Source organism: Bradyrhizobium sp. 190, assembly GCF_023073415.1.
In the GTDB taxonomy this organism is placed as follows: Bacteria; Pseudomonadota; Alphaproteobacteria; order Rhizobiales; family Xanthobacteraceae; genus Bradyrhizobium.
Map to the genome: position 1 here is coordinate 202123 of NZ_JADPJL010000005.1, position 13820 is coordinate 215942.

14 protein-coding genes are annotated in these 13820 nt (G+C 61.5%); 5 read left to right on the forward strand and 9 right to left on the reverse strand.

Features of this window, described 5'->3' with window-relative positions:
- Nucleotides 1-14: 14 nt before the first annotated feature.
- A complete protein-coding gene (locus IVB22_RS02170; protein ID WP_247515669.1) occupies nucleotides 15-1241 on the reverse strand; it encodes an amino acid ABC transporter substrate-binding protein in 1227 nt (408 codons plus the stop codon).
- A 170-nt stretch (nucleotides 1242-1411) separates the two neighbouring features.
- Here IVB22_RS02170 and IVB22_RS02175 point away from each other — a divergent pair, with 170 nt between their 5' ends.
- Nucleotides 1412-2323 carry a helix-turn-helix domain-containing protein gene (locus IVB22_RS02175; RefSeq protein ID WP_247515670.1) on the forward strand — a complete coding sequence of 304 codons (912 nt, stop codon included), beginning with the start codon at nucleotides 1412-1414 and terminating at the stop codon, nucleotides 2321-2323.
- 44 nt (nucleotides 2324-2367) lie between these two features.
- Here IVB22_RS02175 and IVB22_RS02180 read toward each other — a convergent pair whose 3' ends face one another.
- The 8 genes from IVB22_RS02180 to IVB22_RS02215 form a co-directional block, all read right to left on the reverse strand.
- On the reverse strand, nucleotides 2368-2778 hold the full coding sequence (locus tag IVB22_RS02180; RefSeq protein WP_247515955.1) for a hypothetical protein: 411 nt from the start codon (nucleotides 2776-2778) through the stop codon (nucleotides 2368-2370).
- Between the two features lie 61 nt (nucleotides 2779-2839).
- The gene (locus tag IVB22_RS02185) at nucleotides 2840-3520 is read right to left on the reverse strand and encodes a site-2 protease family protein (protein WP_247515671.1); all 681 of its coding nucleotides are present in this window, start codon (nucleotides 3518-3520) and stop codon (nucleotides 2840-2842) included.
- 112 nt (nucleotides 3521-3632) lie between these two features.
- Nucleotides 3633-4022 carry a GFA family protein gene (locus IVB22_RS02190; RefSeq protein ID WP_247515672.1) on the reverse strand — a complete coding sequence of 130 codons (390 nt, stop codon included), beginning with the start codon at nucleotides 4020-4022 and terminating at the stop codon, nucleotides 3633-3635.
- A 51-nt stretch (nucleotides 4023-4073) separates the two neighbouring features.
- Entirely contained in the window at nucleotides 4074-4457 is a 384-nt protein-coding gene (locus IVB22_RS02195; RefSeq protein ID WP_247515956.1) for a RidA family protein, read from the reverse strand.
- A 34-nt stretch (nucleotides 4458-4491) separates the two neighbouring features.
- On the reverse strand, nucleotides 4492-5238 hold the full coding sequence (locus tag IVB22_RS02200) for an SDR family NAD(P)-dependent oxidoreductase (RefSeq protein ID WP_247515673.1): 747 nt from the start codon (nucleotides 5236-5238) through the stop codon (nucleotides 4492-4494).
- Between the two features lie 26 nt (nucleotides 5239-5264).
- Nucleotides 5265-5996 carry an SDR family oxidoreductase gene (locus IVB22_RS02205; protein ID WP_247515674.1) on the reverse strand — a complete coding sequence of 244 codons (732 nt, stop codon included), beginning with the start codon at nucleotides 5994-5996 and terminating at the stop codon, nucleotides 5265-5267.
- 138 nt (nucleotides 5997-6134) lie between these two features.
- Complete coding sequence (locus IVB22_RS02210) at nucleotides 6135-7955, reverse strand: IlvD/Edd family dehydratase (RefSeq protein ID WP_247515675.1); 1821 nt, start codon at nucleotides 7953-7955, stop codon at nucleotides 6135-6137.
- 193 nt (nucleotides 7956-8148) lie between these two features.
- Nucleotides 8149-9180 (reverse strand): LacI family DNA-binding transcriptional regulator, encoded by a 1032-nt coding sequence (locus IVB22_RS02215; protein ID WP_247515676.1) that lies wholly within the window; start codon nucleotides 9178-9180, stop codon nucleotides 8149-8151.
- 192 nt (nucleotides 9181-9372) lie between these two features.
- On the opposite strand from IVB22_RS02215, the gene IVB22_RS02220 reads away from it, so the two are divergent.
- From IVB22_RS02220 to IVB22_RS02235, 4 genes are all read left to right on the forward strand, one after another.
- Nucleotides 9373-10440, forward strand: a complete 1068-nt coding sequence (locus IVB22_RS02220) for an ABC transporter ATP-binding protein (protein ID WP_214487199.1) — start codon at nucleotides 9373-9375, stop codon at nucleotides 10438-10440.
- 40 nt (nucleotides 10441-10480) lie between these two features.
- Nucleotides 10481-11800, forward strand: coding sequence for an ABC transporter substrate-binding protein (locus tag IVB22_RS02225; protein ID WP_247515677.1), 1320 nt, complete (start codon nucleotides 10481-10483; stop codon nucleotides 11798-11800).
- 94 nt (nucleotides 11801-11894) lie between these two features.
- Nucleotides 11895-12854 carry a carbohydrate ABC transporter permease gene (locus IVB22_RS02230; protein WP_247515678.1) on the forward strand — a complete coding sequence of 320 codons (960 nt, stop codon included), beginning with the start codon at nucleotides 11895-11897 and terminating at the stop codon, nucleotides 12852-12854.
- Complete coding sequence (locus IVB22_RS02235; protein WP_247515679.1) at nucleotides 12847-13782, forward strand: carbohydrate ABC transporter permease; 936 nt, start codon at nucleotides 12847-12849, stop codon at nucleotides 13780-13782. Before IVB22_RS02230 ends, IVB22_RS02235 begins: the two co-directional genes overlap by 8 nt.
- Nucleotides 13783-13820 lie beyond the last annotated feature (38 nt).

A 13820-nucleotide genomic window follows, 5' to 3' on the forward strand; every position in this document is an offset into this window, starting at 1 on the left:
GCGTTAGTGTGACGTTACGGCGCCACCCACGCCGGCTTCGGAACGATCGCTTTACGCGCACCTTCATTGCCGGCCGGAGCGATGCCGTAGAACTCGCCGTCCTGCCACTGGCCGACCCACCAGTAACGCGTCGGCATGTTGTTCTCGAGCTTGACCTTGCCGATCACGGTATCGAACGAGCCGGTCTGCAGGTCCTTGATGACGGCGGCACGGTCGATCTTGCCGACGCGTTCGATCGCTTGCTGCAGCATCTGCAGGCTGGCATAGGTGACGGCGCTGGCCCAGCGGTCCGGCTCGGCGCCGTTGGCGGCGGAGGCCTTGTGGCGGGCGAGATAGTCCTTGATCGCCGGGCTGTCGCCGCTCCAGCCGCCGATGCCCATCACGCCTTCGGTGTTCTTGCCGAACTTTCCGCGATAGAGCGGGAAGGCGGTGCCGACCCCGGTGTAGAACACCTTCGGATTGAAGCCGGCGATGCGTGATTGCTCGGTCAGCGCCAGTGTGTCCGGCGGATAGCTGAAGGCAATGAAGACGTCCGGATTGAGCGCCTTCACGTCGTTGATGATGGGCGCGAGATCCTGCGTGCCGATCGGATAGCTCTTGTCGTAGGCGAGCTTGAATTTCGCGTTGGTGAGCGCCGGCCGCGCCGCGCTCGACAGGTCGATTCCGAAGCCGTCGGCAATGCTGACCATCGCTACCGTATCGCCGATCTTCTTTTCATCGCGCAGTTTGTTCAGCAATTCGACCAGTGTCTTGGCGGCATCGGCGCTGGTGCCGAGCATCCAGAAACTGTTAGGCCAGCGTTTTGCGAGTTCCGGCGCGCGGTCGGTAACGGCGGTGGCGGCCAGGTGCGGATAGCCTTCGCGGTTGAGCGTCGGGCCGACCGCCAGATTGAGACCGGTGCCCCATGGCGGCAGGATGAAATCGACCTTGTCCTGGTTGATCAACCGCTCCAGCGCGCGCACGGCCTCTTCGGCGTTGGAGCGGTCGTCATATTGCACGACCTCGATCGGGACGCGCTTGTCGCCGAGCTTGATGCCACCGGCGGCATTCACTTCCTTCACCCACAATTCGTAGTTGGGGATCGTGGTGACGGCGGCGCCGCCGGTGTTGGGGCCGGTGCGCGAAATCGCGTAGCCGATCTTGATCGAGGTTTGGGCTTGCGCGACGGCGGCCAAGCCGAGCGTGGCGGCGCAGGTGGCGGCCACAAGCAGTGCCGTGCGTCGCGTCAGGAATGTCGTCATGTTGTCCTCCCCGGGGTGCATCTGCCGGCGCCATTGAACTGGCGCTCATGATCGCCCTGACGTTAGGGGAGGTCCCGGGATGCTTGGAATTGGACGAAGCCGGGGAAAGATTGTACTTTTCTGGCAATTCGGCCTGTTCACAGGCGGCGGATTGTCTCAGGAGACGGGGTATGTCGGCATCACCAGGGCTGAACGGATTGCCGGTCGGGATCGCGCTGGCGGTGCGTGCGGAGGTGTTTTCGGCATCGCTGGCGGCGCGATCGTGGGTGATCCGTCAGAAGTCCGGGCGCCGGGCGCATCTGTTGCTGCTGCAATCGGATCGCGGCCATGCGTCATGGCACGGGACCGGCGTTGCGCTTGAAGCGCCGGCGCTGCTTTGGCTGCCGGGGAGCATCGATGCGACGGTGGAAGTGGGGCCGGGCGCGCACGGGTTCCTGTTGTCGGTAGACGATGATTTCCTGATCAAGATCGTCGCCGGCAATGCCGAGGCGCTGCATCTGCGCAGGACCACCGAACGCGTCGCATTGATCGCCGGAAAGGCGCTTCCACCAACTCTCGACACGATCGCTGAATCATGCCGCGCCATCGTGGCGGAGCTGCGCACGCCCGGTTTTGGCGGCGCGACGCTGATATCCTCGCATTTGCTTCTGCTGTGTTTGCAGCTCTGGCGGCTCAGCGCCTCGCATGATGATCGTCACGAGGTGGCGGCGCGTGGCGGCGGTCCGGCGCTGGTCGGCAATTTCCTGCAAATGGTCGAGCTGCATTATCGTGATGGCTGGCCGGTGGCGCGCTATGCGGATGCGCTTGGCGTCACCTCCGACAAGCTGCATGCCCATTGCCAACGCGAGAAGAACTGCGGCCCGCGCGCGATCATCCACGAACGGCTGGTTCGCGAAGCCTGCATGCGGCTGCAGCAGCTCGACCTTCCCGTCGAGCAGATCGGATACGGTCTGGGTTTCCGCGATCCGGCCTATTTCAATCGCTTCTTCCGCAAGTACCGCGGCGCGTCACCGGGGAACTATCGCCGACAGATACGGTTGGAGCACGCGCGTAGCGGCCCGTCCTACGCAGCTTGGCCGTGAGGTGATGGTTTGCAGAATTCAACCGGCGCGGGAAGGCGCTCGCGTCAGCGCCAGTAATAGCGGATGCTGACATACACCACGGCAAGGCACGCAAAGATCAGCGCCACCGGGAGGGGCCGTTTTGTCGCCGGGCCGGATGCGGCAGCCTTGGGCCGTGGGGGCGGCCGTCGGAACGCGGTGACGTTGCCGGTGTCGGCGGCCGGCTCGGTCGCGCGCGAGGGAATTTCGGGTGGCGTTCCGGAGCCGCCCATCTCGGCATAATAGCTCTTGTACATGAGCTGGATGGTGACCTCGGATGCGTCCGCCTCGGTCATCCTCGCCAATAACTGCCGGTAGCCTTCAAGGAAGTTCTGCGCTTCGGCGGGCAGGGCGGAAAAGCCGTTGAGCTGGGCGATCATTTTCCAGGTTGCAAAATCTGCCCTCGCGCGGGTGTCGGCGCGTCGTGCAATCAGCATATCGGCAGCTTTGGTCGCCATGGCCTGGGTCGGTTCTTCCCTATGCTATTCTATCTGAAGTTTATGCGTTGCCGGTGATGAAGAGAAGAGCGCTTCCCACATAACCGATCAGTGTTCGCAGTATCGGCGAAATAACATCAAGATTTAGGCCGAGTTGCGTGCCGATGACCGGAAGCAGGATCAAAAGACCGAGCAGGATCAGCATCCCATAGGGTTCCAGCCGCGACAGCGGGTAAGCCAGCACCTGCGGCAACAGCCCAACGGCGACCCGGCCGCCGTCCAGCGGCGGGATCGGCATCATGTTGAAGATCGCCAACAGGATATTGATCAGGAAAGCATTTTTGAGGTTGTCGTAGGTCCATTTGGCCGCCTCGGCCGGTACCAGGGGCACGGCGTGGAAGGCCAACGCCACGATGATCGCCAGAATGATATTGGTAGCCGGCCCGGCCAGCGCCACCCAGACCATGTCGAGCCGCGGATGGTTAAGGTTCCGGAAATTCACCGGCACCGGCTTGGCGTAGCCGAACACAAACGGCGAATGCGACAGCACGAGAACGCCCGGAAGAATTACCGTCCCGAACGGGTCGATATGCTTGAACGGATTGAAGCTGACCCGGCCGAGTTGCCAGGCGGTGTTGTCGCCGAGCTTGTATGCCACGAAGGCGTGAGCAGCCTCGTGGAAAGTGATCGCGATCAGGAGCGGGAGAATCCAGACCGAAATGCCGTAGAGTGTGATGTTCACGCGGTCTGCCCCAGTTTACCCGGCATCGTAGCCCGGATGGAGCGAAGCGCAATCCGGGATCGGTCCATCCGCATATCAAACAATCCCGGATTACGCTGGCGCTCCATCCAGGCTACGGAACCGTCTCCTGATATTGCGGTAAACTATCGTCGAGCCGCACCCAGGCCATCTTTTCCGAGACCCAGATATGCTCGGTCGGTGCAAAGGCGTTGCGGTCGTCGAAGACGGCGAGCGCGACGCCGACTACGGTGCCGTTGGTCCGCCGGGAAAACAGCCGCGTCCCGCAAACCTTGCAGAACACCCGGTCGAGCGCCTCGGATGACGGATAGCGCGCGGTGTCGCCCTCGACCGTAAGTGCCCGCTGGTCGAACAGCGCGCGGGCAAAGAACGGCGAGCCCATCGCTTTCTGGCAGTTGCGGCAATGGCAGATGCGGACGTTGACCGGCTCGCCCTTGGCCTTGAACCTGACCGCGCCACACAGGCATCCGCCTTCTCTGGTCATTGTGTCTCCGCGGCTTCGCCGTTCTGGCGGTTGATATCCCGGTGAGATCCGTTACGCCTCGGCAATGGCTTCTATTTCCAATAGCCAGGCTTCGTCGAAAATGCCCGCAATGATAACTGTAAGCGCGGGGGCGTGATCCCCTAAAGTCTCTTGTCGCGCTTGACGGTTTTCGAGCGCGTATTTTCTGTCGGACAGGAAGATCGTAACCTTCACAAGATTGCCGATCGTCATGTCTGCGGCTTCGAGCTGTGCAAGGACGTTGGCCCATACAAGCTTCGCTTGTCCGGCAAAACTGTCCGGCACCGCGCCGCCGCGAGCCATGGGAATCTGACCGCTGATGTAAAGCCGCCGGGTGTTGTTCGTTGTTTCCAGGGCTTGGGAATAACCGCCGGCCGGCTCAGGGGCCGACTTGGCGTTTATCGGTCGAAATTTCAACGGCATCGCTTCTGGTCCAGCTATTTGCAGCCGGCTAATATGTCGCCCGGCCGCCGGAAATATCGAACACCGCGCCGGTCGAGAAGGCGCAATCCTCCGACGCCAGCCACGCCACCATCGATGCGAGTTCCTCGACGAGAACAAAGCGTCCCTTCGGGATCTTCGACAGCATGAAGTCGATGTGCTGCTGCGTCAGCTGGTCGAAGATCGCGGTTTTCGCCGCCGCTGGTGTCACCGCGTTGACGAGGATGTCGTGTTGCGCGAGTTCCTTGCCGAGCGACTTGGTCAGCGCGATCAGGCCGGCCTTCGAGGCCGAATAATGCGCGGCATTCGGGTTGCCTTCCTTGCCGGCGATCGAGGCGATATTGACGATGCGGCCGTATTTCTGCTGCAGCATCGCCGGCACTACCGCCTTGCAGCAGATGAAGGGACCGTCGAGATTGATGCGCAGCACCTTGCGCCATTCCTCGAGGTCAGTCTCCCATACCGTCTTGTTGATGCCGGCGATGCCGGCATTGTTGACGAGAATGTCGATCTTGCCGAGCGTCTTCAGCGTTTCGTCACGCGTTTTCTCGACGGCGGCGAGGTCGGAGACGTCGACCTTGAAAGCCGAGACGGCTGGGCCGATTTCCTTGGCGGTCTTCTCCGCAAACGGCTGGTCGTGATCCCAGATCGCCACCTTCGCACCTGATGCGACGAAGCGCTCGGCGATGGCTCGCCCAAATCCCTGCGCCCCACCGGTGACGACGGCGCAACGGCCGTTCAGATCGATCGTGTTCATGCTGGAAGCCTTTGATTGCGTGGACGTCAGAGCATGTAGCCGCCATCGACGACGAGGTCGACGCCGGTGGTGAACGCAGCTTCGTCGCTCGCAAGATAGACCGCCATGGCCGCGATTTCCTCGGCGGTGCCCAGCCGGCCCATCTTCTGGCGGGCGACGAACATCTCTTTGCCCTGCGGGCCAACGGCCGCGGCGCGGTCGAGCATCGAGGGTGTCTCCACGGTGCCGGGGCAGATGCTGTTGCAGCGGATGCCCTGGGTGATGAAGTCGAGCGCAATCGCGCGCGTGAGTAGCGAAACCGCCGCCTTGGACGCACTGTAGACATAACGGTTGGCCGGTGGCCTCAACGCCGCGCAAGACGAGATGTTGACGATGCTACCGCCTCCGCCCGCCAGCATCGCTGGCAGAAACGCCTTGATGGTCCGGTGCATGGATTTGACGTTGAGGTCGAACGAGAAGTCCCAGTCTTCTTCCGAACAGTCCAGGATGGTTCCGTGGTGCACGAAGCCCGCCGCATTGAGCAGGATGTCGATCTTTCCAATGCGCTTGGCGAAGGTGTCCACCTCGGTGGTGCTGCGAACGTCGAGCCGTGCGGTCTCGGCGATACCTTCCTTGCCCAGGGTGGCGATGCCGCTTTCATTGATGTCGGTGGCGATCACCGTGGCACCTTCACGCGCGAATGCTATTGCGCATGCACGCCCGATGCCCGCCGCCGCGGCGGTCACAACAGCGCGCTTTCCCTTCAGTCGATCTGACATGTTTTCTTTTCCTTTTTTCTTCATCATTGCGAGGAGCTCGCGACAAAATTGCAAAGCAATTTTGCGCTGAAGCGACGAAGCAATCCATAGTCTCTGTGCGGTGGATTGCTTCGCTGCGCTCGCAATGACGGCCGTTGCCTAATGATTATCCCGCGCCACGCCGACCGTGCCCGCTATATTTTGATAGCGCGTGGCGAGTTCCATGCAGGCGCCGGTGGCCTGCTGGCCGACGGTCGAGCGATAGACCTCCTGCCAGGGCGTCTGGTTGGCCGGGTAGGGGAAGCCGCCCTTGTCCTTCAGTTCGGCACGACGCTTCTTCAATTCATCGCTCGTGATCAGGATGTTGGCGTCGCCCTTGTTGAGGTCGATGCGAACCTTGTCGCCGGTCCGCAGGATCGCAAGCCCGCCGTCGGCGGCGGCCTCCGGCGAGGCGTTGAGGATCGACGGCGAGCCCGAGGTGCCGGACTGCCTTCCGTCGCCGATACAGGGCAGCGACAGGATACCGCGTTTGATCAGCGCCGCCGGGGGCTGCATGTTCACGACCTCGGCACCGCCGGGATAGCCGATCGGCCCGGCGCCGCGGATGAACAGCACGCAGTGCTCGTCGATGTTGAGCGAGGGATCGTCGATGCGGTCGTGATAATCCTCAGGCCCCTCGAACACGATGGCGCGTCCCTCGAACGCATTCGGGTCTTTGGGATTGATCAGGTAGCGGTCGCGAAATTCCTTCGAGATCACGCTGGTTTTCATGATCGCGGAATCGAACAGGTTGCCGCGCAGCACCAGGAAGCCCGCATCCTTCACCAGCGGCTTGTCGTAGCTCCAGATCACGTCGCCGTCGGGTTTGGCCGCCTCGCGGCAGTTTTCGCCCATGGTGCGGCCGTTGACCGTCACGGCGTCCTCATGGATGCGCTTGTGCGCCATCAATTCGCGCACCACCGCCGGTACGCCGCCGGCGCGATGATATTCTTCGCCGAGATAGAAGCCGGCCGGCTGCATGTTCACCAGTAGCGGGATGTCATGGCCATGTTTCTGCCAGTCGTCGATCGATAGCTCGACGCCGATATGCCGCGCCAGCGCGTTGATATGGATCGGCGCGTTGGTTGAGCCGCCGATCGCCGAATTCACTGCGATGCAGTTCTCGAACGCCTTGCGGGTCAGGATGTCGGACGGCTTGAGATCCTCCCAAACCATCTCGACGATCCGCTTGCCGGTTTCGTAAGCGATCTGGCCGCGTTCGCGGTACGGCGCGGGGATCGCCGCGCATCCCGGCAGCGACATGCCGAGCGCTTCGGCAAGCGAGTTCATGGTCGAGGCGGTGCCCATCGTGTTGCAGTGGCCGACCGAGGGGGCCGAGGAGGACACGATTTCGATGAACTCGTTGTAGTCGATCTCGCCGGCGGCAAGCCGTTCGCGTTGCTTCCAGACGATGGTGCCGGAGCCGGTGCGCTCACCGTTGAACCAGCCATTGAGCATCGGTCCACCGGAAAGCACGATCGCGGGTAGATTGACCGTCGCCGCCGCCATCATGCAGGCCGGCGTGGTCTTGTCGCAGCCGGTGGTCAGCACCACGCCATCGAGCGGATAGCCGAACAGGATTTCGACCAGGCCGAGATAGGCGAGGTTGCGGTCGAGCGCCGCGGTCGGCCGCTTGCCGGTTTCCTGAATCGGATGCGTCGGAAATTCCATCGCGATGCCGCCGGCTTCGCGGATGCCCTCGCGCACCCGGTGCGCCAGTTCGAGATGGTGGCGGTTGCACGGGGAGAGGTCATTGCCGGTCTGGGCGATGCCGATGATCGGCTTGCCAGACTGCAATTCCGCGCGCGTCAGGCCGTAATTGAGATAGCGCTCGAGATAGAGCGCGGTCATTCCCGGGTTATGCGGGTTGTCGAACCACTCGAGGGAACGTAGCCTCCGGCCCTTGCCGTTGGTGGGGGCCTTGTTGTCGCTTTTTTTCATTGATTTCCTCCCGCACTGCAAACTGGTGGCGGCTCAAAACATGGCAGCACTTGCTCCATGCTGAAAATTTCATCCGCCGCAAACGCGGCTGGCCGCGCCCAATTCAGATCTTCGGACTCGATCCTAATCCGGCCGAAAAGATAGCGCTACCATTTTCTGCCGCACCGTGACGCATGTCGCGAGCGGCGTATCATCAGGTGCTTGAGGGCATCGAACTTTCGCGAACCATCAACTGAAAGCCAAGGTCGATGACCGGCTCCTGCGGGCGACGGCCCTCGATCGCGTCTATGACCATGGTGACAGCGTGCCGGCCCATTTCGTAGCGATTGGTGCGCACGCTGCTGAGGGCGGGGACCGCGGAGGCGGTGAATTCCAGGTCGTTGAAGCCGACAATGGCCAGATCGCGGGGAACCGATATCTGCCGGCGCTGGCATTCGAACAGGACGCCGAGTGCGAGGTCGTCGTTGACGCAGAAGACCGCGTCGATATCGGGCGTCTGCGCAAGGAGGTCGGCGAACAGCGTGCCGCCGAGCGTGACGGTGGTCGGCACCGAAGTCGTGACGATGAGGGCGGGGTCGAACAGCGCGGCCGCCTTCATGGCATCTCGATACCCCTCGAACCGCCGCTGCACGCGAGGGTCCATTCGCGCGCCAAGAAATCCGATGCGACGGCGTCCTTGCTCGAGGATGTGCGAAATCGCCGCAAAAGCTGCATCGTAATGCGAGAAGCCAACCATCATATCGACAGGACTGTCGCCGATCTCCATGATCTGTGTGACCGGGCAATTCATGGATTCCAGGATCGTGCGCGATTCCGCGGTCTGGTTGATGCCGGTGACGATCAATCCCGCGGGCTTCTGCGCCCGGAACAGACGCAGCACCTTTTCCTCTTGCAGGATGCTGTAGCGGGTATTGGCAAGCTGAATGGTGTAGCGGCTGCCTTCGGAAGAATCGTAGATGCCGCGCAACACATCGGCGAATACGTTGTTGGTGAGGGAAGGGATCACGACGCCGATGACTTCGGTGCGGTGCGAGGCAAGTGCGCGCGCGGCGAGATTGGGGACGTAACCCAGTTCCTTCACGGCGCTATCAACGCGTTCCCGCTTGCTTAACGACAGCGCTTCGGGGTTCCTGAAAAAACGCGATGCCGTGATTGGGCTGACGCCAGCGAGCTTGGCGACCTCGGTGAGGCGGATTTTGCCAGACTTTGTCTGTTTTCGTCCCATCTTGCGCTCATATCACAACAGATTAGACGTTTGAACAATTATTGACAGCGCTACCATCGGATTGCTAAAAACCGCCAAACTGCGGATGATGATGATGGTTGAATTCGGCTTCCGTCATTAAAGTCGAAAAGACAGCAGAGCGCCGCCGCCCACCCGTGGCGCCACAAAACAAAGATGAGGGGAGAGAATTCGATGTCGTCGGTACAGATTCGCGACGTGCGGAAGTCGTTCGGCAATTTTGAAGTTTTGCACGGCGTGTCGATTCCGATCGAGGATGGCGAGTTCGTCGTGCTGGTCGGCCCCTCCGGCTGCGGCAAATCGACCTTGCTGCGGATGCTTGCCGGGCTCGAAAACATCACCTCGGGAACCATTTCGATCGGCGATCGCGTCGTCAACAATGTCCAGCCGAAAGAGCGCGACATCGCGATGGTGTTCCAGAACTACGCGCTCTATCCGCACATGACGGTCGCCGACAATATGGGCTTCTCGCTCAAGCTGCGCGGCGCGAGTGCCGATGAAATCTCGAACGGCGTCAAGCGCGCCGCGGAAATCCTGGCCCTGACGCCGCTGCTCGAGCGCTATCCCCGGCAATTGTCGGGCGGCCAGCGCCAACGCGTCGCGATGGGCCGCGCCATCGTACGCGATCCGCAGGTGTTCCTGTTTGATGAGCCGCTTTCCAACCTCGACGCCAAGCTGCGCGTCGCGATGCGCACTGAAATCAAGGAGCTGCACCAGCGGCTTAAGACTACGACCGTCTACGTCACCCACGACCAGATCGAGGCCATGACCATGGCCGACAAGATCGTCGTGATGCATGATGGCATCGTCGAGCAGATGGGCACACCGCTCGAGCTCTACGACACCCCTGCCAACCAGTTCGTGGCGGGCTTCATCGGCTCGCCGGCGATGAACTTCCTCAAGGGTCAGGTGAAGTCGAACGGTAGCGCCGGCTTTGAGGGGCCCAATGGCGTCAAGCTGCCGCTGGCATCGGCACCGGCCAATTCGGAAGGGCGGCCCGCAGTTTATGGCGTCCGTCCCGAACATTTCACCATCGCCGATGACGGCGCCGAAGCCGAGATCGTCGTGGTCGAGCCGACTGGCTCGGAAACGCAAGTATTCGCCAAGCTCGGCGGCGAGCAGGTCGTCGCCGTATTCCGCGAACGTCATCAATTCAACCCGGGCGACAAGGTCCGGCTGAAGCCAGACCCGGCACTCGTGCATCTGTTCGACGAGCAGACCGGGAAACGACTGAACGCCTAAAAAATAAAGTCAAAATTATAAATCAACGGGAGGATGGACTATGCAGGATTTTACCCGCCGTACCCTGCTTCAGGGCGGCACCGCGCTTGCGGCAACCGGCGCGCTCACGGGGTCGGCGTTGTTCGACTTTGCCAAGGCCTGGGCGCAATCGGCGCCGTGGAAGGCAGAGAAGGGCGCCAAGCTCACGGTGATGCGCTGGAGGCGCTTCGTGCCGGCGGAAGATGACGCGTTCAACGCCATGGTCGCGGCATTCAAGGCCGCTACCGGCACTGAAATGAACGTATTCAGCGAGTCCTTCGAGGACGTGCAGCCGAAGGCTGCGGTCGCCGCCAACACCGGCTCGGGTCTCGACCTCGCCTGGGGGCTGCATACGCTGCCGCAGCTGTTCCCGTCGCAGGTGCTGCAGATGAACGACGTAGCCGACTATCTCGGCAAGAAGTATGGCGGGTGGACCGACGCAGCCGCGGTGACCTGCAAGCAGGGCAACAACTGGCTCGGCATCCCGGTCGCGACCATCGGCGGTTACATGACCTATCGCAAGTCGTCCGTTGAAAAGGCCGGCTTCAAGGATTTTCCGAAGGACTTCCCCGGCTTCCTCGAAATGTGCAAGGCGTTGAAGAAGAACAACACGCCGGCCGGTTTCCCGCTCGGTCACGCCTCGGGCGACGCCAATGCCTGGCTGCACTGGATCCTCTGGGGGCACGGCGCCTACACCGTCGACAAGGACAACAAGGTCGTCATCAACTCGCCCGAGACCGTCAAGGCGCTCGAATACTGCAAGGCCCTGTCCGACACCTTCATTCCCGGCGTCGCGTCCTGGAACGATTCGTCGAACAACAAGGCGTATCTGTCGGGCGAACTGCATTGCACCGCCAACGGCATCTCGATCTATGTCGCGGCCAAGGACGATGCTTCCAAGAAGGAACTCACGGAAGACACATATCATGCGCTGTGGCCGGTCGGTCCGATCGGAAAGCCGACCGAACTGCAGCTTTGCGTTCCGATCCTGGCGTTCAAGTTCACCAAGTACCCGAACGCCGCAAAAGCCTTCGTCGCGTTCATGCTCGAGAAGGAAAATTACGACAAGTGGCTGACCGGCGCGCGGGGCTATCTCACCCACACGCTGAATGCCTATGACAACTCGCCAGTCTGGACCGCGGACCCGAAGAACCAGGTATTCAGCCAGGCCAGCAAGCGCGCGCTTCCGGCATCCGGAGTCGGTACGCCCGGCGAGAAGGCGGCGACTGCGATCGCCGACTTCCTGGTGGTCGACATGTTCGCCAACTACTGCACCGGACGCGAGGACGCCAAGGGCGCGATCGCGGTGACGGAACGGCAGTTGAAGCGCATCTATCGCTGACGACACTGAAGCGAGCCGCGAGCGATTGCGGCTCGCTTCAACCAGAAAATGCGGACGACGGTAATGCCGTCGATGACATCGCGGGATTTCGCTAATGGCTGACATCGCAATGCAACCCCGGACGGCCAAGCGGCAGATTCGCGAGGCCACCGCGTGGGATCAGCTCAGGACCAACCACAACTGGCTCGGTTTCTGGTTCATGCTGCCGGCGATGGCGTTCCTGATATTCTTCCTGGCCTATCCGTTGGGCCTCGGCGTCTGGATCTCGTTCACCGACGCAAAGATCGGCCGGCCCGGCGAATTCATCGGGACCGAGAATTATGAGTGGTTGTGGGGCGACAGCATCTTCTGGCTGTCGGTATTCAACACGCTTCTGTACACATTCATCGCCAGCGCGATCAAATTCGGGATCGGGCTCTATCTGGCGCTGCTGCTGAACGAGAACATGCCGTTCAAGGCGATGCTGCGCGCGCTGGTGCTGATCCCGTTCATCGTTCCGACCGTGCTGTCTGCGCTGGCGTTCTGGTGGATCTTCGATTCGCAATTCTCGATCATCTCGTGGTCGCTGAAGCAGATGGGCGTGATCACCGAGAACATCAACTTCCTCGGTGATGTCACCTGGGCGCGGGTATGCGTGATCTTCGCCAATATTTGGCGCGGCGTTCCCTTTGTCGCAATCACGCTGCTCGCCGGCCTGCAGACGGTGCAACCCTCGCTCTATGAAGCGGCGACGCTCGATGGCGCGTCGAAGTGGGAGATGTTCCGCTTTATCACCTATCCGCTGCTGACTCCGATCATCGCCGTGGTGATGACGTTCTCCGTGCTGTTTACCTTCACCGACTTCCAGCTGATCTGGGCGATGACGCGGGGTGGTCCGGTCAACGCAACGCACCTGATGGCGACATTGTCGTATCAGCGCGCCATCATCGCCGGCCAGCTCGGCGAGGGCGCTGCGATCTCGAGCGCGATGATCCCGTTCCTGCTCGCCGCGATCATGGTTTCCTGGTTCGGGCTGCAGCGCCGCAAGTGGCAGCAGGGTGAAAACAATGACTGACCTTCCCACCTCGCGGATTGATCTCAAGGCCGTACTGCATAGCTCGGCGCCGACCGTTGCGAGGGACGATCACAGCGAGGGCATGAGCTATCTGCAGTCAGTGCCGCGCCGCGTGGTGACGCTCTATATGCCGCTGGCGATCATCGTGTTCGTGCTGCTGTTTCCGTTTTACTGGATGGGGCTGACAGCGATCAAACCGGACGAGCAACTGCTCGACCTCGACAAGTACAACCCGTTCTGGACCTGGAATCCGACCCTCAAGCACTTTTACAAGCTCCTGTTCGAAAGCCACTATCCGATGTGGCTCTGGAACACGATGTATGTCGCGGTTTGCGCCACCATCCTGTCGATCATCGCGAGCGTGCTTGCGGCCTATGCCATCGTCCGCCTGCGCTATCGCGGCGCGCAGTGGGTCGGCGGGCTGATCTTCCTGTCCTACCTGGTGCCGCCGTCGATCCTGTTCATCCCGCTTGCGACCGTCGTATTCCAGTACGGCCTGTTCGACTCGCCGATGGCGCTGATCCTGACCTATCCGACCATCCTGATCCCGTTCTCGACCTGGCTGCTGATGGGTTATTTCAAGACCATCCCGTACGAGCTGGAAGAATGCGCGCTGATCGATGGTGCCAGCCGCTGGCAGATCCTGGTCAAGATCGTGCTGCCGCTGGCGATCCCCGGGCTGATTTCGGCGTTCATCTTCTGCTTCACGCTGTGCTGGAACGAGTTCATCTATGCGCTCACATTCCTGCAATCGACCTCCAACAAGACGGTGCCGGTCGCGATCGTCAACGAATTCGTCGATGGCGACGTATATCGCTGGGGCTCGCTGATGGCGGGGGCGCTGGCGGGCTCGCTGCCGCTGGTCATCCTTTACGCCTTCTTCGTCGAGCACTATGTGTCGGCCATGACGGGAGCCGTGAAAGAGTGAGCGCTTGAGGCCTGTGTCGGACATTATCTCTTGACGCG